Annotated in this window: 22 protein-coding genes and 1 pseudogene; 13 read left to right on the top strand and 10 right to left on the bottom strand. The window is 68.0% G+C overall.

The features are described from left to right. Positions 1–40: 40 nt before the first annotated feature. From ACGFYN_RS15820 to ACGFYN_RS15800, 5 genes are all read left to right on the top strand, one after another. Positions 41–418 (top strand): phage holin family protein, encoded by a 378-nt coding sequence (locus tag ACGFYN_RS15820; RefSeq protein WP_393866391.1) that lies wholly within the window; start codon positions 41–43, stop codon positions 416–418. 7 nt (positions 419–425) lie between these two features. Further along, positions 426–917 carry a low molecular weight protein-tyrosine-phosphatase gene (locus ACGFYN_RS15815; RefSeq protein ID WP_393866390.1) on the top strand — a complete coding sequence of 164 codons (492 nt, stop codon included), beginning with the start codon at positions 426–428 and terminating at the stop codon, positions 915–917. Then, positions 914–2,065, top strand: coding sequence for a cystathionine gamma-lyase (locus ACGFYN_RS15810; protein WP_393866389.1), 1,152 nt, complete (start codon positions 914–916; stop codon positions 2,063–2,065). The genes ACGFYN_RS15815 and ACGFYN_RS15810 overlap by 4 nt, the downstream gene beginning before the upstream one ends. Before the next feature lie 241 nt (positions 2,066–2,306). Further along, entirely contained in the window at positions 2,307–3,212 is a 906-nt protein-coding gene (locus ACGFYN_RS15805; RefSeq protein ID WP_393866388.1) for a LysR family transcriptional regulator, read from the top strand. Positions 3,213–3,300: 88 nt separating this feature from the next. After that, entirely contained in the window at positions 3,301–3,783 is a 483-nt protein-coding gene (locus ACGFYN_RS15800; protein WP_393866387.1) for an NUDIX domain-containing protein, read from the top strand. 13 nt (positions 3,784–3,796) lie between these two features. On the opposite strand, the gene ACGFYN_RS15795 is transcribed toward ACGFYN_RS15800, so the two are convergent. Then, positions 3,797–4,897, bottom strand: coding sequence for a globin domain-containing protein (locus ACGFYN_RS15795; protein ID WP_393866579.1), 1,101 nt, complete (start codon positions 4,895–4,897; stop codon positions 3,797–3,799). Between ACGFYN_RS15795 and ACGFYN_RS15790 the strand changes: the two genes are divergently transcribed. Next, on the top strand, positions 4,890–5,027 hold the full coding sequence (locus ACGFYN_RS15790) for a hypothetical protein (protein WP_393866591.1): 138 nt from the start codon (positions 4,890–4,892) through the stop codon (positions 5,025–5,027). The genes ACGFYN_RS15795 and ACGFYN_RS15790 overlap by 8 nt on opposite strands. A 134-nt stretch (positions 5,028–5,161) precedes the next feature. On the opposite strand, the pseudogene ACGFYN_RS15785 reads toward ACGFYN_RS15790, so the two are convergent. After that, positions 5,162–5,699, bottom strand: a pseudogene (locus tag ACGFYN_RS15785) (hydrolase). Positions 5,700–5,893: 194 nt separating this feature from the next. Between ACGFYN_RS15785 and ACGFYN_RS15780 the strand changes: the two are divergent. Continuing rightward, on the top strand, positions 5,894–6,760 hold the full coding sequence (locus tag ACGFYN_RS15780) for a GNAT family N-acetyltransferase (protein WP_393866386.1): 867 nt from the start codon (positions 5,894–5,896) through the stop codon (positions 6,758–6,760). Between the two features lie 38 nt (positions 6,761–6,798). Then, positions 6,799–7,251, top strand: a complete 453-nt coding sequence (locus ACGFYN_RS15775) for a GNAT family N-acetyltransferase (protein WP_393866385.1) — start codon at positions 6,799–6,801, stop codon at positions 7,249–7,251. Positions 7,252–7,336: 85 nt separating this feature from the next. Here ACGFYN_RS15775 and ACGFYN_RS15770 read toward each other — a convergent pair whose 3' ends face one another. Continuing rightward, positions 7,337–8,722, bottom strand: coding sequence for a serine hydrolase domain-containing protein (locus ACGFYN_RS15770; RefSeq protein WP_393866384.1), 1,386 nt, complete (start codon positions 8,720–8,722; stop codon positions 7,337–7,339). 90 nt (positions 8,723–8,812) lie between these two features. Continuing rightward, a complete protein-coding gene (gene dnaB / locus ACGFYN_RS15765; protein ID WP_393866383.1) occupies positions 8,813–10,291 on the bottom strand; it encodes a replicative DNA helicase in 1,479 nt (492 codons plus the stop codon). 461 nt (positions 10,292–10,752) lie between these two features. On the opposite strand from dnaB, the gene ACGFYN_RS15760 reads away from it, so the two are divergent. Continuing rightward, positions 10,753–12,090 carry an MATE family efflux transporter gene (locus tag ACGFYN_RS15760; protein WP_393866382.1) on the top strand — a complete coding sequence of 446 codons (1,338 nt, stop codon included), beginning with the start codon at positions 10,753–10,755 and terminating at the stop codon, positions 12,088–12,090. 124 nt (positions 12,091–12,214) lie between these two features. Here the strand turns inward: ACGFYN_RS15760 and rplI are convergent, their stop codons facing one another. The 4 genes from rplI to rpsF all read right to left on the bottom strand — a co-directional run bounded on the left by rplI (position 12,215) and on the right by rpsF (position 13,936). Beyond that, positions 12,215–12,661 carry a 50S ribosomal protein L9 gene (gene rplI, locus ACGFYN_RS15755; RefSeq protein ID WP_393866381.1) on the bottom strand — a complete coding sequence of 149 codons (447 nt, stop codon included), beginning with the start codon at positions 12,659–12,661 and terminating at the stop codon, positions 12,215–12,217. A gap of 18 nt (positions 12,662–12,679) precedes the next feature. Then, positions 12,680–12,916 carry a 30S ribosomal protein S18 gene (rpsR, locus tag ACGFYN_RS15750; RefSeq protein ID WP_003949403.1) on the bottom strand — a complete coding sequence of 79 codons (237 nt, stop codon included), beginning with the start codon at positions 12,914–12,916 and terminating at the stop codon, positions 12,680–12,682. A 57-nt stretch (positions 12,917–12,973) separates the two neighbouring features. Continuing rightward, entirely contained in the window at positions 12,974–13,570 is a 597-nt protein-coding gene (locus tag ACGFYN_RS15745; RefSeq protein WP_393866380.1) for a single-stranded DNA-binding protein, read from the bottom strand. 75 nt (positions 13,571–13,645) lie between these two features. Then, a complete protein-coding gene (rpsF, locus tag ACGFYN_RS15740; protein ID WP_006604399.1) occupies positions 13,646–13,936 on the bottom strand; it encodes a 30S ribosomal protein S6 in 291 nt (96 codons plus the stop codon). Positions 13,937–14,223: 287 nt separating this feature from the next. Between rpsF and ACGFYN_RS15735 the strand changes: the two genes are divergently transcribed. The 3 genes from ACGFYN_RS15735 to ACGFYN_RS15725 all read left to right on the top strand — a co-directional run bounded on the left by ACGFYN_RS15735 (position 14,224) and on the right by ACGFYN_RS15725 (position 16,972). Continuing rightward, positions 14,224–14,538, top strand: coding sequence for a hypothetical protein (locus ACGFYN_RS15735; RefSeq protein ID WP_393866379.1), 315 nt, complete (start codon positions 14,224–14,226; stop codon positions 14,536–14,538). Positions 14,539–14,717: 179 nt separating this feature from the next. Beyond that, positions 14,718–15,839 (top strand): peptidoglycan bridge formation glycyltransferase FemX, encoded by a 1,122-nt coding sequence (femX, locus tag ACGFYN_RS15730; protein WP_393866378.1) that lies wholly within the window; start codon positions 14,718–14,720, stop codon positions 15,837–15,839. Positions 15,840–15,940: 101 nt separating this feature from the next. Beyond that, complete coding sequence (locus ACGFYN_RS15725; RefSeq protein ID WP_393866377.1) at positions 15,941–16,972, top strand: alanine racemase; 1,032 nt, start codon at positions 15,941–15,943, stop codon at positions 16,970–16,972. 110 nt (positions 16,973–17,082) lie between these two features. Here ACGFYN_RS15725 and ACGFYN_RS15720 read toward each other — a convergent pair whose 3' ends face one another. Together ACGFYN_RS15720 and ACGFYN_RS15715 are read right to left on the bottom strand one after the other, a co-directional pair. Beyond that, the gene (locus ACGFYN_RS15720; RefSeq protein ID WP_393866376.1) at positions 17,083–18,600 is read right to left on the bottom strand and encodes a glycosyltransferase family 87 protein; all 1,518 of its coding nucleotides are present in this window, start codon (positions 18,598–18,600) and stop codon (positions 17,083–17,085) included. Positions 18,601–18,739: 139 nt separating this feature from the next. Beyond that, on the bottom strand, positions 18,740–21,400 hold the full coding sequence (locus ACGFYN_RS15715; protein WP_393866375.1) for a transglycosylase domain-containing protein: 2,661 nt from the start codon (positions 21,398–21,400) through the stop codon (positions 18,740–18,742). Between the two features lie 353 nt (positions 21,401–21,753). On the opposite strand from ACGFYN_RS15715, the gene ACGFYN_RS15710 reads away from it, so the two are divergent. Beyond that, positions 21,754–22,437 (top strand): helix-turn-helix transcriptional regulator, encoded by a 684-nt coding sequence (locus tag ACGFYN_RS15710; RefSeq protein WP_393866374.1) that lies wholly within the window; start codon positions 21,754–21,756, stop codon positions 22,435–22,437. Positions 22,438–22,470 lie beyond the last annotated feature (33 nt).

Below are 22,470 nucleotides of genomic sequence, written 5' to 3'. Positions count from 1 at the left end.
CCACTGCTCGTAACCGATCTCGTCTGCCACGATCAGACACATGAAGAATTTCGTAGTCAAGACGATCGCCAACGCAGGTGCCCTGGCGGTCGCCGTATGGCTGCTCGACAAGATCACCCTGACCGGTGACAGCACGGGCAAGAAGACCGGCACCCTGATCATCGTCGCGTTGATCTTCGGCTTGGTGAACTTCCTGGTCAAGCCGGTCGTGAAGCTCCTGAGCCTGCCGCTGATGATCCTGACCCTGGGGCTCTTCACCCTGATCGTCAACGCCCTGATGCTGCTGCTCACCTCGTGGCTGGCCGGCAAGTTCGACCTGAGCTTCCACGTCGACGGCTTCTGGACCGCGGTGCTGGGCGGCCTGATCATCTCGATCGTCTCGTGGGCGCTGCACGTCGTCCTGCCCGACGAGGACTGAGACTCCGATGAGTTACCGCGTCTGCTTCGTCTGCACGGGCAACATCTGCCGCTCCCCGATGGCCGAGTCCGTGTTCCGCGCCCGCGTCGCGGAGGCCGGGCTCGACGGCCAGGTCGAGGTCGACAGTGCCGGCACCGGCGGCTGGCACGAGGGCGACGGCGCCGACCCGCGCACCGTCTCCGTCCTCGAGGGGAGCGGCTACGAGAGCGACCACAGGGCGCGCAGGTTCGAGCCCTCGTGGTTCTCGCGCCTCGACCTCGTCGTCGCCCTCGACTCCGGCCACCTCAAGGCCCTGCGTCGCCTCGCACCCACCCAGGAGGACGTGGCCAAGGTGCGGCTGCTGCGCTCCTACGACCCGGCGGCCGCCGGCGACCTCGACGTCCCGGACCCGTACTACGGGGGCCTGGACGGGTTCGAGGAGTGCCTTGAGATGGTGGAAGCAGCGAGCGAGGGCCTCCTCGCCGCGGTACGCGAGCACGTGGAGGGACGGGCGGCATGAGTGATTCCGCTACGGACAGGCCTTCTGGCGACGGTGACGGCACGCGCGCGGTGCGGGCGGGCCTGCCCGAAGCGGTCAAGAACGAACCGACCCTGCCCGGACCGGTGTTCGCCGCCCACTTCCATCTGCCGGGCGACGTCGCCGGACCTTACGCCTACGGCCGGGACGAGAACCCCACCTGGACGCTGCTGGAGCGGGCCGTCGGCGAGCTGGAGGCGCCCGGGCAGGGCGGCGCCCAGACGCTCGTCTTCGCCTCCGGCATGGCCGCCATCTCGTCCGTCCTGTTCTCCCAGCTGCAGGCCGGGGACACGGTCGTGCTGCCCGTCGACGGCTACCAGGCCCTGCCCCTGGTGCGCGCACAGCTGGAGGCGTACGGCATCGAGGTGCGCACGGCGCCGACCGGTCAGGACGCCCAGCTCGACGTCCTCGACGGCGCGAAGCTGCTGTGGCTGGAGACGCCCTCGAACCCCGGACTCGACGTGTGCGACATCCGCCGTCTCGTCGAGGCCGCACACGCGCGTGGCGCGCTCGTCGCCGTCGACAACACGCTGGCGACGCCTCTGGGGCAGCGCCCGCTGGAGCTGGGCGCGGACTTCGCCGTGGCCAGCGGCACCAAGCAGCTCACCGGGCACGGGGACGTCCTGCTCGGCTACGTCGTCGGCCGCGACGCCGAGGCCATGGCCGCCGTGCGCCGCTGGCGCAAGATCGTCGGCGCGATTCCCGGCCCCATGGAGGCCTGGCTCGCGCACCGCTCGATCGCCACGCTCCAGCTGCGCGTCGACCGGCAGTGCGCGACGGCCCAGACCCTCGCCGAGGCGCTGCGCGGGCGGCCCGAGGTGACCGGGCTGCGCTACCCGGGGCTGCCCGACGACCCCTCGCACAAGATCGCCTCGCAACAGATGCGCCGCTACGGCTGCGTGGTGTCCTTCACGCTGCCCACGCGCGCGCGTGCCGAGCGTTTTCTCGACGCGCTGCGGCTCGTGGACGACGCGACGAGCTTCGGCGGGGTGCGGTCCACCGCCGAGCGGCGCGGGCGCTGGGGCGGGGACGCGGTGCCGGAGGGCTTCATCCGCTTCTCCGTCGGTGCCGAGGATCCCGAGGACCTGGTGGCCGATGTGTTCCGCGCCCTGGACGAGTCGGCGCGATGACCGCGCCGGAACCCGTTTCGGCGAACCCCGGACGAGCCCTGCCGCGTACAACGGACGGTCCGAGCCTCCCCCCTCGTGGCTCGGACCGTCCTCGGTTCTGCGCGCGAAGAACCGCGCGACCAAGGCTAGTTGACTCTGTGTCAGTGTCCAATCACAGTAGCGACAGAGACCTATCGACTTATTTATAGTTGGGCCCTGCCTGAAGGCCGGGAGAAGGGCAGGGAACTGGGGAGGGCGAACGATGGATCTGGCCTTGCTGCGCACTTTCGTGACCGTGCACCGGGCCGGCTCCTTCACCCGCGCCGCCGCCCTGCTCGGCCTGTCGCAGCCGGCCGTGACCTCACAGATCCGCACGCTGGAACGGCAGCTGGGCCGCCCCCTGTTCCTCCGGCAGGCCCGCGGCGTCACTCCGACGACCATCGGCGACGAACTCGCGCACAAGGCAGCCCCGCACCTGGACGCGCTGGTGGAGATCGCCGAGACCGGTGTCGACGACGAGTCCTCCTTACGGACGCTGCATCTCGCCGGTCCCCCCGAGTTCACCGCCGAGCGGGCGCTGCCCGCCCTCACGGAGCTGACCGGTGAGGAGGGCCAAGGCTTCGCCCTGCGTGCCTCCTTCGGCAATGCCGACGAAATCCTGGAGGGGCTGGCCGCCGGGCATCACGATCTGGCCATCAGCACGGCCCGTCCGCGCGGCGCCCTGCTGAAGGCGACTCCGCTGTGCGACGAGGAGCACGTCCTCGTCGCCACCCCGCAGCGGGCCGAGGAGGTCGGCTCCGGCAAGCCGGATCTCAAGGGGGCCCCGGCCCTGGAGGACGTCCCGGTGATCGAGGTACACGAGTCGCTGCCCTTCGTCTCCCGCTACTGGGCCTCCGTCTTCGACTCCCGCCCCGGCGCCCCGGGCGCCGTCATCGTTCCCGATCTGCGCGCTGTCCTCGCCTGCGCCGTCGCGGGCGCGGGGCTCGCGGTCCTGCCCCGCTATCTGTGCGGCACTGCCCTGGAACGCGGCGAGATCGTCGCCCTGCACGAACCCGCGGTGCCTCCGCTGCGGACCTACTTCTTGGTGGTGCGTACCGGCACACTCGCGATGCCGCATATAGCGCGGGCTCACGAATGGCTGCTGCGGGCCGCGACCGAGTGGTGCTGACCTGCGCTTTTCCAGCCGTCACCGGGAGATCCCGGCCGGTCACGTCCAGCGATGTTTCACGTGGAACCAGCCGGGCCACATTTCCCCCATGACCGTCCGACCCGTGGTCAAGCGCACCGCCCGAGCTGTTCTGCTGGACGGCGACAATCTGATCCTGATCAAGCGCACCAAGCCTGGTGTCGATCCCTACTGGGTCACGCCCGGTGGCGGGGTCGAACCCGAGGACTCGACCGTCGTCGACGCCCTGCACCGCGAGGTGTACGAGGAGCTCGGCGCCAAGATCACCGATGTGGTGCCCTGCTTCGTGGACACCGTGGAACACATCGGTGAGGACGGCGGCGCGACCGGCGTGAAGGTGCAGCACTTCTTCGTCTGCCACCTGGAGTCCATGGACACCTCCCTGCGGCACGGCCCCGAAGTGGACGAGCCCGCCGGCGAGTACGAGATCGTACGGATCCCGTTCACCCGCGTCGGGATCGCCTCGGTGCATCTCGTGCCCCTGTCCCTGCGGCACTACCTCGACGGGAACATCGAGGGCGTACGCGCCATGCACGCGCCCGACCTGGGCTGATACCGGCGCCTGGTCAGTGCCACGCGGCGACGAGGTCCTCGACCGAGTCGTGCCGTATGCGCTCCGACGGGATGCCGGCGTACCTCAGGGCGTCCACGCCGCTGCGGATCATGCCGGGCGGGCCCGACAGATAGGCGTCGTACCCGTTCCACGGCCCGTGCTCGCGTACGGCGTCCGGGAGCTGGAGACGCGTCTGCTGGTCGACGACCGCCCGGACCGAGAGCCATGGATGGGACTGCTGGAGCCTGAGCATCGTCTCGATGTCGTACAGGTCGTGGCCGGTACGGGCGCCGTAGAACACCTCGACCGTCCGCCGCTCACCGTGCTCGGCCACGTCCTCGACGAGGGCCTTGATGGGCGCGATGCCCGTGCCGCCGCCCAGGCAGAGCAGTCCGCTGTCGGAGGTGTGGTCGACGGTCATCGAACCGGCCGGCGGGCCGAGGCGGATGACGTCGCCGCGGCGGGCGCGGTGCACCAGCGCCGTCGAGACCCAGCCGGTGGGGACGGCCCTCACATGGAACGTCAGCAGACCGTCTGAACGGGGCGCCGAGGCGAAGGAGTAGTGCCGCCAGATCCGCGGCCACCACGGCGTCTCCAGACTCGTGTACTGCCCGGCCAGAAACGGGTACGGCTGGTCGGGGCGCACCGTAACGACCGCCACATCCGGGGTCCTGAGGTCGTGCCCGACGATCTCGGCGTGCCACCAGGCCGGCGCACGCAGCTCGTCCGCCGCCGCGGCGTCGATCATGATCTGCGAGATCGTCGTGTACGCCCGGACCCAGGCCGCCTCCGTCTGCGCGTTCCAGCTGCCGGAGGCGTGCCTGCTCAGCGCACCGATGAGGCACTCACCGACGGCCGGGTAGTGCCAGGCCCTGGTGCCGTACCTGCGGTGGCCGCGGCCGAGGCTCTGCAGTTGCGCCACGAGGGCCTCGGTGTCGTCGATGTGCTCGGCCGCTCTGAGCAGGGCTCTGAACAGCCGGTCCCGCTGCACGTCCATCGCCGCCGGGAACAGGGCCCGCAGATCCGGATGACGGACGAAGAGCATCGCGTAGAAGTACGAGGTGAGCTGGTCGGCGATCGGTGTCACCTCGGCCATGGTCCGGCGTATGAGCACGGCATCCGGTGACCCGCTCCCGGCGCTCGTCGTGCCGCTGTCGCCCCACGGTGTGGCCGGAGCGTCCATGGTGTGCCTCGCCTCGAACATATTTCAGCCGGTCTGCGCGCTTCCGCCGGGTGGTGAGTGACATTGACCCACTGCTCTCACCGCAGCGTTCCATCACGCCAGGGCATCCCCTTCGCATAACCGCGTATGCGGGTCTTCGATCTCCCCATGCCGTTAAGCTGCGGCCACCTTTATCCCCGTTCGCACTGGATTCAATCAGCGGGCGCGGCGCACCAATTCATAGGCCATCCCACAGATCCCCGCCCCGGTACGAAGGGGTCGCAAGACCCGGCAGATGACGGTCCGCATTGACCGCGACGGTGACGGGCACCGCACCGAATAGATCCAGGTCGACTCCTGCCGGATCCACGGGCCCCGTGAACGGCACGGCGGGAAAACGTGATCCGAAAGTCGCATGCGCGCCCCAGCCGGTGAGCCGCTCCACAAAGAAGGACGACGAGAGCGACATCACGGCGCAGTAATCGCCCGCCTGCCGGATATCCGCCCAGACCTCGCGGATACGCGCCAGCCACGGTGCACCGTCGAAAGCCGCCGACACATGTGCATCGGTCAGATCGGCCCAGAGCGCATACACGTGCGTCGCGTACGCCGGCGGGTCCAGGAGCCCCGCTGAGATCGCCTTGTCGAGCGCCACGGTCTCGGCTTCCAGCCCCAGTTGCCGTGAGATCTCCACGGAAGCCGTCGTGCAACGCTGCAGTGTGCCGTCGAGGTCGAAGAGATGAAGTCTCGCCATGGGACTCGAGGCTATGGGGCCGGTGATCCGTCCCTGCGCGTCGGATCACCCGTCGCTCGGGTCGGCCCACGTTTCACGTGAAACGTCCAGCACCCTCCACCGGCTATGCGCTTGGCCACGTCATGGCCAAAAGCTCCTGCTTCTCGCCGGAAACAGGTGGACGGCGAGGGCGCCTGTCGGACAGCCTGACCTGCGTGCCGACTGACTCGCTCTCTCCTCTTCCCATCCGCCGTCTGACGCCTCGGGATCTCGCCGCCTGCGCCGACTTGTCCGAGAACCGGGGGTGGCCGCGCGAGGAGCACAAGTGGGGCTTCCTCCTCACGGCCGGAAGGGGATACGGCATCGACGACCCTGACGGGGGCCTGGTGAGCGCCTGTGTCGTCACCGAGTACGGACCGCAGAACCATCCTTCGCTCGGAGCCATCGGCATGGTGCTGGTCGCCGAACAGCATGCCCGCCAGGGCGTCGGACGCCGCCTGATGCGGCACGTCGTCTCGACGATGGGCACCACCCCGCTGACCCTCCACTCAACCCCGTACGGTCGCCCGCTCTACGAGGAGCTCGGCTTCAAGGTCACCGGACGGGCCGAGATGCTCCGAGGGCACTTCACGCCCGGCGGTCTGGTGCCCGAGGTCGTCACGCGTGCGGCCACCGCCGAGGACCTCACCGCGATCCTCCGCCTCGATGAGGAGGTGTTCGGCGCCGACCGCACACCCGTCATCACCCGGCTGCCGGCCTTCGCCGACCGCATGCGGGTCGCCGAGGAGAACAGCCGGCTCATCGGCTACGCGGCCGCCTGGCCGAACATGGACACCCATGTCGTGGGCCCGCTGATCGCCCGCGACACGGAGACGGCCAAGGCGCTCATCGGTTCTCTCGCCGCCCACACCGACCGTCCCCTGCGCACCGACATCGACGTACGGCACGAAGAGCTGCTGGCGTGGGCGAAGGAGCACGAGCTGGCTACCGTCGCCTTCAACTCGGTGATGACGTACGGGATTCCGGAACTGCCCGGCGACTGGACCAGGCGATTCGCTCCACTGACGGTGGCAGCGGGCTGAGCCCTGCCCACGAGCTCGGCAGTGCGTAGGGTGCGGGCATGGGAGATCTTGAAATACGGCCCGCCACGGCGGACGACGTGTCCGCGATCGTCGCGATGCTCGCCGACGACCCCCTGGGAGCCCAGCGCGAGTCACCGGACGATCTGACGCCCTACCTGAGCGCGTTGCGGCGCCTTGCGTCCGACCCGAACCAGCACCTGGTCGTCGCGGCACGTGAGGGCCGCGTCGTCGGCACGCTTCAGCTCTCGGTCATTCCGGGCCTGTCGCGCCGCGGTGCCACCAGGTCGATCATCGAGGCTGTCCGCATTCATGCCGACGAACGCGGCAGCGGCCTGGGCACACGGCTCATCGAATGGGCGATCGACGAATCCCGGCGCCAGGGCTGCCAGTTGGTCCAGCTCACCTCCGACAGCTCCCGTACCGACGCCCATCGCTTCTACGAGCGGCTCGGCTTCACGGCCTCACACGTGGGCTTCAAGCTCCCGCTGTGAGGCCGTGCGGTGAGGCGTCAGGTGGTACGCGGTGATGTGAAGCCTCTCGTTTCACGTGAAACAGGGGCCTTGCTGGTCGACGGTGTCAGCCGATCCCCCGCCACCCCTCCGAGTCCACCCCACCCGGCACAGGAGCCTCCTGGTCATACGGCTGGCGCGTGAACACGAACGATCCGAGGTCCAGGTGGCTCACGGTTCCGTCCGGGCGCCGTACGGCCTTCAGGAGCTCTCCGGCGTAGTAGCCCTCCAGTCCGGTCCAGGTGCCGTCGCCGTTCGTCCTGAAACGCGAGCGGCGGCCACTGCCGGACAGCGGCTCCAGCGAGACACCCTCCTCGGCGGACAGCCGCAGGGCGAACGCATACGTTCCCCAGTACCACTGTCCGGCCAACTCCACTGCAGACGCGTCGACTTCGGACAGCGGCCGCCACGGATCAGGAACGCGCGGCTCGGCCTCGGCGACGATCCGTACGAGGTCGGCGCCCACGCCGGACAGCAACGGACCGGACGTGCAGTTCGCCAGCACCACGGCTGCGACGTCGTCCTCGACGCTGATGGTGAGGTTGGCCAGAAAGCCCGGCAGCGACCCGGAGTGCCCCACGAGCAACCGGCCGTCCCAGCGCTGGATCTGCAGCCCCAGCCCGTACGCCGCACCGTCCAGCACATCGACCGCTTCGGCCGGCGCCGCGGGCGTCCGCATCTCCCTCATGGTCTCGGCACTCAGCACCCTGTCGTCGCCCCGGGCCAGGAAGACGGCAAAACGTGCCAGGTCAGCCGTGGTGGACCAGAGCTGACCGGCCGGGGCCATCCGTCCCAGGTCCTCGGTGGGCTCGGGCAGCAGGACGTCGGCCCACGGGTGCACGGCCCAGCCACCCGCGTGGGGTGCCTGCGGGTGAGCGCTCGTGCGGTCGAGGCCCAGGGGTTCGAGCACTTCACGCCGAAGTACCTCCTCCCACGGCTCCCCGCGCAGCTTCTCGACGAGCACGCCCAGCACGGTGTAGCCGGCATTGGAGTAGTGGAAGCGGCGGCCCACCGGATGCAGACCGGGTTGCTCACCCAGGACATCCGCGAGCTCAGGGCGCAGAGATCCTGGGGTGCGCTCCCACCACGGGGCCGGCGACTCCGCCGCCAGTCCGCTCGTGTGGGCGAGGAGATCGGCGATGGTCGCCTCCCCCGCGCCGGTTCCCGGCAGGTGCTTCTCCAGCGGATCACCGAGGTCGAGGGCTCCCTCGTCCCGCAGCCGCAACACGAGAACAGCCGTGAAGGTCTTGGTGATCGAGCCGATGCGGTACTGCACGTTCTCGTCCGGACCGTGTCCCTCGACCGAAGTCCGCGCACCGTGCCAGACCGCCCGGCCGTCCCTCACGACCGCCGCGACCAGTGACGGCGCACGCCCTTCCGCCTGGGCCACAGCGATCCGATGCAGCAACGCCCGGCTCGTGCCGGGGAGCAACTCTTCCTGAGGTGTCGTCATGCGCACAGTCCATCCCGCGAGGCGCTCGAGCGTCGAGTGCATTTGTGCGGGTCAGGGATCGGCGCAGGAATATTGCCCACCCCGGACGGATCAGGTCTGGGCCATGTCCACGAACCGCGAGTAGTGGCCCTGGAAGGCGACCGTGATCGTCGCCGTCGGGCCGTTACGGTGCTTGGCCACGATCAGGTCGGCCTCACCCGCGCGCGGCGACTCCTTCTCGTAGGCGTCCTCGCGGTGCAACAGGATGACCATGTCGGCGTCCTGCTCGATGGAACCCGATTCACGCAGGTCGGAGACCATCGGCTTCTTGTCGGTGCGCTGCTCGGGGCCACGGTTCAGCTGGGACAGCGCGATGACCGGGATCTCCAGCTCCTTGGCGAGGAGCTTGAGGTTACGGGACATGTCCGAGACCTCCTGCTGACGGTTCTCGGCGCGCTTGGAGCCGCCGGACTGCATCAGCTGGAGATAGTCGATGACGACCAGTCGGATGTCGCTGCGCTGCTTGAGGCGACGGCACTTGGCCCGGATCTCCATCATCGACAGGTTCGGGGAGTCGTCGATGAACAGCGGTGCGGCCGAGACGTCCGGCATCCGGCGGGCCAGTCGCGTCCAGTCCTCGTCGGTCATGGTGCCGGAGCGCATGTGATGCAGGGCGACACGGGCCTCGGCGGACAGCAGACGCATCGCGATCTCGTTGCGCCCCATCTCGAGGGAGAAGATGACGCTCGGGAGATTGTGCTTGATGGATGCGGCCCGGGCGAAGTCCAGCGCGAGCGTGGACTTACCCATCGCCGGACGGGCGGCGATGACGATCATCTGGCCCGGGTGCAGACCGTTGGTGAGCGAGTCGAAGTCGGTGAATCCCGTGGGCACGCCGGTCATCTCGCCGGAGCGGGAGCCGATCGCCTCGATCTCGTCGAGCGCACCCTCCATGATGTCGCCGAGCGGCAGATAGTCCTCGCTGGTGCGCTGTTCGGTGACCGCGTAGATCTCGGCCTGGGCGCGGTTGACGATCTCGTCGACGTCGTCGTCGGCCGCGTATCCCATCTGCGTGATGCGGGTGCCCGCCTCGACCAGGCGGCGCAGGACCGCGCGCTCGTGCACGATCTCCGCGTAGTACTCGGCGTTGGCCGCCGTAGGCACGGTCTGGACGAGGGTGTGCAGATACGACGCCCCGCCGACCTTGTTGATCTCGCCTCGCTTGGTGAGCTCGGCGGCGATGGTGATGGGGTCGGCCGGCTCTCCCTTGGCATAGACGTCGAGGATCGCGACGAAGATCGTCTCGTGCGCGGGCTTGTAGAAGTCGTGGCCCTTGAGGATCTCCACGACGTCGGCGATGGCGTCCTTGGACAGGAGCATGCCGCCGAGGACCGACTGCTCGGCGTCGAGGTCCTGGGGCGGCACACGCTCGAAGGAGGTGCTCCCGCCCTCCCACTCACCGCTGTCGCCGCCTCGGTCGTGCTGCTCGTCACGACCGCGTCCCCCGTCGCCGCGGCGTCGGGAGGCCGGCAGACGATCGCTGGGACCGCTGCCGGCCCACGGGTCGTCCAAGGGCTCGGAAATGCTCACCGAGCCACCTCCTCCCGTCCGCCCCCGAGCGGACCTAGCCATGCCCTTATTTCTACGGCACGGCACTGACAAATGAGAGGCCCAACTCCGGTTGATGGACGTCGGTTTTGGGCTGGTCTCCCAGCCGACGAACGGAGCGGGCGCCGGACCACGGTAGGCCCGTTGGCGACGTCAGCCAATCTGGTTATCCACAGGCCATGTGGACGACGGCCCCGATGCTGTGGAGAACTCCGCAAAACCTGTGCACGACCCGGTGGACAGCCCTGTGAACAAGCACGGACGTCACCCATGAGACCTTTTCTGACCTGCAACTTTCCCGTCCACCGGCTGTGCAGAAGAAAAACTTCCTCGGTCGGACCAAGATCTCTTCGAACGACGCACGAAAGAGCAACCGACATGTGAAGACGTAAGGGTCATAGATGCATTGCATCTCTTACCTGTGGATGATTACATTGGTGCACATGACACAGGCTCCCGCGACCCCCAAGGCCACCCGGCGACAGCACGATCGAGAGATCGTCGCGCTGGCCGTCCCGGCCTTCGGTGCACTCGTCGCCGAGCCCCTGTTCGTCATGGCCGACAGCGCAATCGTCGGCCACCTCGGCACCGCACAACTCGCCGGCCTCGGCGTCGCCTCCGCCCTCCTCACGACAGCGGTCAGCGTCTTCGTCTTCCTCGCATACGCCACCACGGCGGCCGTCGCCCGACGAGTCGGCGCCGGTGACCTCCAGGCCGCCATCCGCCAGGGCATGGACGGAATCTGGCTGGCACTTCTGCTCGGCGCGGCCGTCATCGCCGTCGTCCTCCCCGCCGCACCGTTCCTCGTCGAACTCTTCGGCGCCTCGGACACCGCGGCACCCTACGCAACCACCTATCTCCGCATCTCGGCCCTCGGCATCCCGGCCATGCTCGTCGTCCTCGCCTCGACCGGCGTCCTCCGCGGCCTGCAGGACACGAAGACACCGCTCTACGTCGCTGTTGGGGGCTTCGTCGCCAACGGCGCCCTCAACGCAGGCCTGGTCTACGGCGCCGGCCTCGGCATCGCAGGTTCCGCCTGGGGCACCGTGATCGCCCAGTGCGGCATGGCCCTCGTCTACCTCACGGTGGTCGTCCGGGGAGCACACCGGCACGGAGCCTCGCTGCGCCCCGATGCCGCCGGGATCCGGGCCTCCGCTCAGGCCGGCGTGCCCCTGCTGGTCCGCACGCTGTCGCTGAGGGCGATTTTGATGATCGCCACCGCCGTCGCTGCCCGCCTCGGGGACGCCGACATCGCTGCCCACCAGATCATCCTGTCCCTGTGGAGCCTGCTCGCCTTCGCGCTCGACGCCATCGCCATCGCCGGACAGGCCATCATCGGACGCTACCTCGGCGCCGGTGACGCTCAGGGCGCCCGGGACGCCTGCCGCCGCATGGTCGAGTGGGGCCTTGCGGTCGGCGTCGTACTCGGCTTCCTGGTAGTCGCGACGCGTCCCGTGTTTCTGCCTCTGTTCACCAGTGACTCCGTGGTCAAGGACACGGCCTTGCCCGCTCTGGTGATCGTGGCGCTCTCCCAGCCGATCAGCGGCGTCGTCTTCGTCCTGGACGGCGTCCTGATGGGCGCGGGAGACGGGCCCTACCTTGCCTGGGCCATGGTGATCACCCTGGCCGTCTTCAGCCCTGTGGCTCTCCTGATCCCGGCCCTCGGCGGCGGACTCACCGCACTGTGGGGAGCGATGACGCTGATGATGACGGTCCGCCTGATCACTCTCTGGCTGCGCGCCCGCTCGGGGCGCTGGATCGTCACCGGCGCGACGCGCTGAGCCGTTTCACGTGAAACATCGCGGGCTGCCACGTTTCACGTGAAACGAACGGCACGGCACGCAAGAGGGGCCGCACCTCGGGGGCGCGACCCCTCTCGCAACTGCCTCAAGCAAAGCGCAGCAATCAGGCCGAGACGACCTCGATGTTGACCTTGGCGGCAACCTCGGGGTGCAGACGCACGGACGTCTCGTGGGCGCCCAGCGTCTTGATCGGCGAGCCCAGCTCGATGCGGCGCTTGTCGACCTCGGGACCACCGGAGGCCTTGATCGCGGAAGCGACGTCGGCCGGGGTGACGGAACCGAAGAGACGACCGGCGTCGCCGGAGCGGACGGCCAGACGGACCTTGACGCCCTCGAGCTGGGCCTTCACCTGGTTGGCCTGCTCGATGGTCTGGATCTCGTGGATCTTGCGAGCACGACGGATCTGCTCGACATCCTTCTCGCCACCCTTGGTCCAGCGAATAGCGAAATTCCGCGGGATCAGGTAGTTGCGAGCGTAACCGTCCTTGACGTCGACGACGTCGCCGGCGGCGCCGAGGCCAGAGACCTCGTGGGTGAGGATGATCTTCATTGGTCGGTCACCCTTCCCTTAGCGCGCGGTGGACGTGTAGGGCAGCAGCGCCATCTCACGGCTGTTCTTCACGGCCGTGGCGACGTCACGCTGGTGCTGCGTGCAGTTGCCGGTCACGCGGCGGGCACGGATCTTGCCGCGGTCGGAAATGAACTTCCGCAGCATGTTCGTGTCCTTGTAGTCCACGTACGTGACCTTGTCCTTGCAGAAAGCGCAGACCTTCTTCTTCGGCTTGCGCACAGGCGGCTTCGCCATGATGTTTCTCCTGTGTGATCAAGAAGTTTGGGTACGACCCACCCTTCGGCCTGAGGCCTAGAAGGGGGGCTCGTCCGAGTAGCCGCCGCCACCGCCAGCGCCGCCGCCGGAGTTTCCACCCCAGCCACCGCCGCTGCCCTGGTTGCCACCGGCGGGAGTGCCGGTCGCCCAGGGGTCGTCGGCGGGAGCGCCGCCGCCCTGCTGACCGCCACCGGGGCCGCCGCCCCAGCTGCCGCCACCCTGGCCACCGCTGCCACCGCCGCCGTTGTAACCGCCCTGGCCACCGCGGCCGCTGGTCTTGGTGACCTTGGCCGTGGCGTTGCGAAGGCTGGCGCCGACCTCGTCGACGTCCAGCTCGTAGACCGTGCGCTTGACGCCCTCACGGTCCTCGTAGGACCGCTGCTTCAGCCGGCCCTGCACGATGACGCGCATGCCTCGCTGAAGCGACTCGGCGACGTTCTCCGCCGCCTGACGCCAGACCGAGCAGGTCAGGAACAGGCTCTCGCCGTCCTTCCACTCGTTCGTCTGACGGTCGAAGGTGCGGGGAGTGGACGCGACACGGAACTTCGCGACCGCCGCACCGGAAGGGGTGAAGCGCAGCTCGGGGTCATCGACAAGATTGCCGACGACCGTGATGACGGTCTCGCCTGCCATGGGGGAACCTCTCGGCGGGTTTGCTGCTGGCTGCTTGTGCTGCTACTCGAATCCCGGGATCTACTGAGCGAGAGCTCAGTGGGTCTCGGGACGGAGGACCTTGGTCCGGAGGACCGACTCGTTCAGGTTCATCTGGCGGTCGAGCTCCTTGACGACCGCAGGCTCGGCCTGCAGGTCGATGACCGAGTAGATGCCCTCGGGCTTCTTCTTGATCTCGTACGAGAGACGACGACGGCCCCAGGTGTCGACCTTCTCGACCTTTCCGTTGCCCTCACGGACGACGGAGAGGAAGTTCTCGATCAGCGGGGAGACAGCGCGCTCCTCGAGATCGGGGTCGAGGATGACCATCACCTCGTAGTGACGCATGTGGAACCCACCTCCTTTGGACTCAGCGGCCACGGTCGTTCCGTGGCAGGAGGGTTGTGATGCGTACGCAACGGTATCGGCCGCCACTGACAATCGGGGGCCGTCGAGCGGCTTCCACGATCTGTCCTGGGCGGTTTCCCTGGCTCTGCCTGGGCAGACACCGGTGCAGACCGTACAGAGTACCCGCACACCGGCTTCCGGTTGAAATCCGACCGCCAGGGCCGTCAGTCTGTACACATCGGGTGTGCATGGCGCTACGATGCGCCGTCTTCCGCAGGAGGTGCCCTATGGCACAAGCATTGCGACCCAATACCGCCGGAGGTCTCTTCGCCACGGACGGAAAGCCCCATCCGCTCCAGGACACGCTGCTCGCGGTGACCCTGGTGCTCGGCCTGGTGGCGTTCGTGACGGGCTTCTTCCACCACCTGCATCTGCTGAGCTCCTGGGCCGGCCTGGTGGGCATCCTCACCGGCGCCTACGGCCAGTGGATCTCGGAGACGACCCGCGAGCGCTTCGGGCTGATCCTGGGCCTCGGCGCCTCGGGTGTCGGCTTCTTCCTCGGCATGGCGCACGGCGGTCTCTTCGGCGGGGTCATCAGCTGACGCCAGGGACACCGTCTCTCCAACTCTCCATAAAACACCACGGAACGCCTCGGCAGCCCATGGGCCGGGGTGCGGGTTTCGTACGCCCACTCGGGGCGCTCGCAAGGCGCAGTAGGCTTCGGCGCGAGAGCCGGAGCCCCTGAACCCATGGGGACACACCAGCCCGAGGAGCGCCCCGAATGAGCCTGACCCTGAGGACGATCAGCCGCGAGCAGCATCTGGCGTACATCCAGAGCCTGCCGTCGGCGAGCCACATGCAGGTTCCGGCCTGGGCGGACGTCAAGGCGGAGTGGCGCTCCGAAAACCTCGGCTGGTTCGACGACCGCACCGGCGAGATGGTCGGCGCGGGTCTCGTCCTCTACCGTCAGCTGCCCAAGATCAAGCGCTACCTCGCCTATCTGCCCGAGGGCCCGGTCATCAACTGGTTCGCGCCGAATCTGACCGAGTGGCTGGAGCCGATGCTCGCCCACCTCAAGCAGCAGGGCGCCTTCTCCGTGAAGATGGGCCCGCCGGTGATCATCCGGCGCTGGGAGGCCGGCTCCATCAAACAGGGCATCCAGAACCCGGACGTGAAGCGGCTGCGTGACATCGAGGCCGACTTCATCGAGCCGCGCGCCTTCGAGGTCGCCGACAAACTGCGCCGGATGGGCTGGCAGCAGGGCGAGGACGGCGGGGCCGGCTTCGGCGACGTCCAGCCGCGCTATGTCTTCCAGGTGCCGCTGGCCAACCGCTCCCTGGAAGAGGTGCACAAGAACTTCAACCAGCTATGGCGCCGCAACATCAAGAAGGCCGAGAAGGCCGGTGTCGAGGTCGTCCAGGGCGGCTACCAGGACCTCGAGGAATGGCAGCGGCTGTACGAGATCACGGCTGTGCGCGACCACTTCCGGCCCCGCCCGCTGTCGTACTTCCAGCGCATGTGGACGGCCCTCAACTCCGAGGACCCCAACCGCATGCGGCTGTACTTCGCCCGGCACAACGGCGTGAACCTGTCGGCGGCGACGATGCTGATCGTCGGCGGGCACGTCTGGTACTCCTACGGCGCCTCCGACAACATCGGCCGTGAGGTCCGGCCCTCGAACGCGATGCAGTGGCGCATGCTGCGGGACGCCTACGCGCTCGGCGCGACCGCCTACGACCTGCGCGGCATCTCCGACTCGCTGGACGAGACCGACCACCTCTTCGGCCTGATCCAGTTCAAGGTGGGCACGGGCGGCCAGGCCGCCGAGTACCTCGGCGAGTGGGACTTCCCGCTCAACAAGCTGCTCCACAAGGCGCTCGACATCTACATGTCGCGCCGCTGAGCCCCACCGGTACCGGACGTTTGCTTCGATAAGTCCGACAGCTTCGTTCGCTTCCATACCTCTGATACACCGCAGCCACCAGAAAGGTTCCAGGTCCGGCCATGGCGCTCACCCTCTACGTCGACACCGCGCGCTGGCGGGCGCATCACAAGCACGTGCAGGAGCAGTTCCCGGGGCTCGTCCCGGTCTGCAAGGGCAACGGCTACGGCTTCGGGCACGAGCGGCTGGCGGAGGAGGCCACGCGACTGGGCTCGGACGTCCTCGCCGTCGGCACCACGTACGAGGCCGCGCGCATCAAGGACTACTTCGGCGGGGACCTGCTGGTGCTGACGCCGTACCGGCGCGGCGAGGAGCCCGTACCGCTGCCCGACCGCGTCATCCGCTCCGTGTCCTCGGTGGACGGCGTGTACGGCCTCGTGGGCGCCCGCGTGGTCATCGAGGTCATGTCCTCGATGAAGCGGCACGGCATCAGCGCGCAGGAACTGCCGCAACTGCACGCCGCCATAGAGAACGTCCGCCTCGAAGGCTTCGCCATCCACCTCCCGCTGGACCGTACCGACGGCTCGGACGCCGTCGAGGAGGTCATCGGCTGGATGGACCACCTGCGTGCGGCCCGTCTCCCGTTGCACACGATGTTCGTCAGCCACCTCAAGGCCGAGGAACTGCACCGGCTTCAGCAGCAGTTCCCGCAGACCCGCTTCCGCGCCCGTATCGGCACGCGGCTGTGGCTGGGGGACCACGACGCCACCGAGTACCGCGGTGCGGTCCTGGACGTCACGCGCGTCGCCAAGGGCGACCGCTTCGGCTACCGCCAGCAGAAGGCGGCCTCCGACGGCTTCCTGGTGGTCGTGGCGGGCGGCACCTCGCACGGGGTGGGTCTCGAGGCCCCGAAGGCGCTGCACGGCGTCATGCCGCGCGCCAAGGGCGTCGCGCGGGCCGGCCTCGCCACGGTGAACCGGAACCTTTCTCCGTTCGTCTGGGGCGGCAAGCAGCGCTGGTTCGCGGAGCCGCCGCACATGCAGGTCTCCATCCTGTTCGTGCCGTCGGACGCGCCCGAACCGCAGGTCGGCGACGAGCTGGTGGCCCATCTGCGGCACACCACCACGCAGTTCGACCGCGTCATGGACCGCTGAGCAGGCGTCAGACAGCCGAAAGGCCGTGCACGGGCTCTCCCGTGGACGGCCTTTCGCTTTGCTCACCGGTGGCTCGTGGGGGCGTCGTCCACCCGCCTCGACCTGTTCGCTCAGAGCGAACCTTCCGTGGAAGGTGCCGTTCCGCCGCTTCCCCACTCCACCTGCGGCCCGTCGAAGTGGGCGGCGTGCCGCGGCGGATGGGCCGCCGGGCCCAGGGCGAAGACATCCTCCGCGCCGTCCAGCACGCCCCCTGACGGGTCGTCGTCGCCGGCTCGGCGCACCGGGTCGCGCTCCGGCATGAGGATGTCGCGCACGATGATGGCGCACAGGTACAGCGTCCCCAGTAGGTGCACGCCGATGGCCCAGTGGTAGCCGTCCTGTGGCAGTCCCTTGTGAGCGTCGCCGCTGGTCGTGTAGGCGAGGTACAGCCAGATACCCAGGAAGTACGCGATCTCGCCCGCCTGCCAGATCAGGAAGTCGCGCCATTTCGGCCGGGCCAGTGCGGCCAGCGGGACCAGCCACAGCACGTACTGCGGCGAGTAGACCTTGTTGGTGAGGATGAACGCCGCGACGATCAGGAAGGCGAGCTGAGCGAAGCGCGGGCGGCGGGGAGCCGTCATCGTGAGCACCGCGATGCCCACGCTGCACAGCACCATCAGTGCCGTGGCCAGGTTGTTGACGGTATCGGTGGTCAGCGGGTTGTCGGAGTTCTGGGCCAGGATCAGCCAGAAGGACCCGAAGTCCACGCCTCGGTCGTGGCTGAACCTGTAGAACTGCGACCAGCCGTCCCAGGCGAAGAACATCACCGGCAGGTTCACCAGGACCCAGGCGACGACCGCTCCCAATAGAGCTCTGCCGAAGTCCCGCCACTTGCCCGCACGCCAGCACAGCAGGAGCAGCGGACCGAGCAGCAGGACGGGATAGAGCTTGGCGGCCGTAGCGAGCCCCAGGAGGACACCGAAGGCCACTGAGCGCCCCCGGGCCCACATCAGCATCGCCGCGGCCGTCAGAGCGACCGCCAGCAGGTCCCAGTTGATGGTGGCGGTCAGCGCGAAGGCGGGCGCCAGGGCGACCAGCAGGCCGTCCCAGGGACGCCGGGCGTGCGTACGGGCCACGCAGACCGCGATGACGGCGGCGCACACCATCAGCAGTCCGGCGTTGACCATCCAGTACCACTGCTCCTGGTCCTGGATGCTGCCGCTGCCGGGCGTGAGCCAGGCGGCCACCTCCATGAACACACCGGTCAGCACCGGGTATTCGAGGTACGGCATGTCGCCGGTGAGCTTGTCGAAGTACGGCACGAGCCCGTCCGCGAAACCGCGCCCCTGATAGAGGTGCGGGATGTCGGAGTAGCACGCCTTCGTGTACTGCGAGCTGGCGCCGAAGAACCAGGCGCCGTTGTAGCACGGCGCCTTCTGGACCAGTCCGAGGGCGAACATGCCGATCGCCACCAGCGCGACGACCCGGACGGGAGTCCACCAGGACGTCCCGAGCAGGGCACGCCGCCCGAGGGGGCCGCCGATCAGCTCGCTGCCGGACGCGGCGACCTCGTCCTCCTTGGTAGGCCGCACCGGGTCCGGTTCGTGCACGCTCGCTTGCGTGGATTCTGCGCTGGGCATGCCGCACATCCTGCCGTACGTGTCTAGGTGTACGCCGAGAGTCCACGTATACGCCGAGGGCCGCCGCACCGTTCAGGTGCGGCGGCCCTCGTTTCACGTGAAACATCGACCTGTTTCACGTGAAACACCCGTGCCGGGCGTTTTGGCGCTAGCCGTTCCCTCCGAAGAGGCCTCCATTGCCGTTGCCTCTGGTGTTGCCGCCGTTCCCGCTCGTGTCCGTGGCCGTCGGTGTCGGGGTGACACCGCCGTCCGTGCCACCTGTGTCCGTGCCGCCGGTAGTCGTGCACTGCCAGCTGAACCGGCAGGAATCCGTCGGCGACGGCGTCGGACTCGTCAGCGTCTCGCTGGGGGACGGCGTCGGGGTCGGAGTGGCTTGCTGTGTGTCACTCACTGTCGGGCTGGGACTCGGGCTCGGTACGTCGTTGACAACCTCACCGAAGGGCACCGGGACCGGGAAGTCCTTCGGCGGCACGTTCTTGAGCGCCCCCGCCATGTAGTCGTGCCAGATCTCCGCCGGGAACGAGGCACCGTGGATCTTCTTCTGCCCGCCCGTCCCGTACATCTCGAGGAACTCCCGTTTCTTGTTCTTCTCGTTGTCGTCCAGGCGGAACATCGTGATGGCTGTGGACAGCTGCGGGGTGTAGCCGACGAACCAGGCGGATTTGTTGCCGTCGGTGGTACCGGTCTTGCCGGCCACTTCGCGGCCGGGCAGCTTGGCGCTGGTACCCGTACCCTTGTCGACCACCGTCTTCAACACGTCGGTGACGTTGTCGGCCACCTGCGAAGTGAAAGCCTGCTTGACCTTGTCCTCGTGGGTGAAGACCGTGCCGTCCTTGCTCGTGACCTTCTTGACGGAGAACGGGTCACGCTGCTCGCCACTCGACGCGAAGGTGCCGTACGCACCCGCCATTCGAATCGCGCTCGGGTCGGAGATACCGATGGAGAACGACGGGTAGCTGGTGCCGGCAAGGCTGGTCTTCAGGATGCCCGCGTCGACCGCGGACTCCTGGACCTTGTCCAGTCCTACGTCCATGCCCAGCTGGACGTAGGCGGAGTTCACGGAGAACTGCATCGCCTGACGAAGGTCGATCTGGTAGTTCGGCGCATTGCCCACCGACTCGTTGCCGTCGTTCGTCTGCAGCCACTCCTTGCCCTTGTCGTCCTTCCAGACGTCCCCGTTGTACTCCTTGATCTTGAGTTTGTTCTTGCCGCTGTAGAGGCTCTTGGGCGAGATCTGGGTGCGCTCGTCCTGCGCCTGCTCCGTTCCGAGCTTGGGATCGCGCACTCCCCACTTCATGGCCGCTGCGAGCACGAACGGCTTGAAGGTCGAACCCACCTGCGCACCGGTCGCGTCGGCGTTGTCCGTGAAGTGCTTGGTCGCGTCCTCACCGCCGTAGATGGCCTTGATGGCGCCGCTCGTCGGGTCCACCGAGGCTCCGCCGAACTGGACGTGGGTGTCCGTCTTCGGGCGCTCGTTGGGCTTTATGTTGCTCTTCTGGACCTTCGTGACCGACGCCTCGAGCTCCTTGACCTTCTTCTTGTCGAAGGTCGTGTAGATCGAGTAGCCGCCCCGCTGCAGGTCGTTGGCGGAGATCTTGGTGTTGTTGATCAGATAGCTCTTGGCCAGGTCGACGAGATAGCCGGTCTGTCCACTGAGAGCGGTGTTCGACCGCGGGTTCTTCACCGTGGGGAGCTTGGTGTACTTGGCCCGCTCCGTCTGGCTCAGGTGGCCGTACTCGACCATCTTGTCGAGGGTGTTCTGCATCTGGTTCAGAGCACGCCTCTGGTTGGCCTGGGGCGTGGCAGCCGGGTCGATGGAGGTCGAGCCCGCGGGGTCGTAGTACGTGGCGCCCTTGAGCATGGCCGCCAGGAAGGCGCACTCGCCAGGGTTCAGCCTGACAGCGTCCTTGTTGAAGTACGCCCGCGCCGCCGCCTGGATGCCGTAGGCGTTGCGCCCGTAGTAGGCGGAGTTGAGGTAGCCCGCCATGATCTCGTCCTTGGGGACCGTGGCGCCCACCTTTATGGAGATGAAGATCTCCTTGAACTTACGCGTGACCGTCTGGGACTGGTCGTCGAGGCGCGCGTTCTTGACGTACTGCTGGGTGATGGTGGAGCCACCCTGCGTCGCACCGCCGCTGGCCATGTTGAACACCGCACGGGCGATGCCCTTGGGGTCGATGCCGCTGTCGGTGTAGAAGGTCTTGTTCTCCTGGGAGACGACGGCGAACTGCATCGACTTCGGGATCTGCGAGAGGTTGACGCTCTGGCGGTTGGTCTCGCCACCCGTGGCGACCATCTCGCTGCCGTCGTTCCAGTAGAAGACGTTGTTCTGCGCCTTCGCGGCCAGCGCCACGTTCGGGACACTCACCATGGCGTACCCGATGCCCGCCACTGCCACGATGCTGCCGATGAAGCCGATGAACAGGCCTGTCACCAGCTTCCATGACGGCATCCACCGCGCCGCGCCGTACTTGCCCGCGCGCGGGTAGTCAATGAAGCGCTTCTTGGCGGGGCCCGCAGAGCGTCCCCTTCCGGGCCCCGCGGGACCGCCGGGTCCGCCGCGTCGACCCCCGCGGCCCGGCTCGGCCGCTCTACGGCGGCCACCTCCAGTTCTCTGTGCCGCGCGGCGGGCCTCGGCGCGGCCACTGTAGGGCCGCCCCTCGTCTCCCGACCCATATGCATCGGAGGGAGATCCGGTGGCGCCTCGCGGTGCCGCACGGCGGCCGGAGGACGAGCCGGACGGGCCGCCTCGTCCTGCGGCACGCCCTCCTCCCTGCGGCTGCGGCGGTTTGCGACGGTGCTCGCTCATCGAACGACTACTCCTCGGGCAGGCGCACCGTTGTGCGCCTGGAAACGGCAGCTGGTTTCCGGTCCCCCCGAAATACGGATGTGGTCGATTGCGCATTCATCCGTACGGCACCTGGGACGAGGACGTCCCCTCGCGTCACTCGGTTCCCGCTGATGTGCATGGCGCACAGACTACGCACCGTCAAAACCCATCGAGTCCCGAAGTTCACCCCAAATCAGGCAACTTGCCTCGGATGAATAAGTGGTGTGATCCCGTTCACCGTCTCCCCACTTGTCCCATCCGGAAAGCCGTTCTATCGTCTCGATGTATCGAGTCGATACATCGGAGCGAGATAAGGACGAGGAGGCGAGGGGATGAGCCGGAGGTCCGGGATCCTCGAGTTCGCCGTACTCGGCCTCCTCCGCGAGTCCCCGATGCACGGCTACGAGCTGCGCAAGCGGCTCAACACGTCACTGGGTGTGTTCCGTGCGTTCAGCTACGGGACGCTCTACCCCTGCCTCAAGACGCTGGTCGCCAACGGCTGGTTGATCGAGGAGCCGGGACACGTTCCGGAGGACGCCCTCGCCGCACCACTCGCAGGGCGTCGCGCCAAGATCGTCTACCGGTTGACGGCGGAAGGTAAGGAGCACTTCGAGGAACTGCTCTCGCAGACGGGTCCGGACGCATACGAGGACGAGCACTTCGCCGCCCGTTTCGCGTTCTTCGGGCAGACGTCACGCGACGTACGCGTGCGCGTGCTCGAGGGCCGCCGGAGCAGGCTGGAGGAGCGTCTGGAGAAGATGCGCGCCTCCTTCACCCGCACCCGGGAGCGCCTCGACGACTACACGCTTGAGCTCCAGCGCCACGGGATGGAGTCCGTGGAGCGCGAAGTGCGCTGGCTGAACGAGCTCATCGAGAGCGAGCGGGCCGGACGGGACCTGAAGGGTCCTGCCTCCGGGGGGTCCGCTCAGCAGGACAACACCACTGGATCGGCGGGCGGCCTGCCCCGTCCCGGGGACACCCCCAGGACGGATACGCCCGGCGACACCGCCACGTGAGAGCCCAGTCAGGGCCTCACTCGTACACACAGG

Source organism: Streptomyces sp. NPDC048419 (assembly GCF_043200415.1).
Taxonomy (GTDB): Bacteria; Actinomycetota; Actinomycetes; order Streptomycetales; family Streptomycetaceae; genus Streptomyces.
This window is presented reverse-complemented; position numbering and strand designations above follow the sequence as displayed.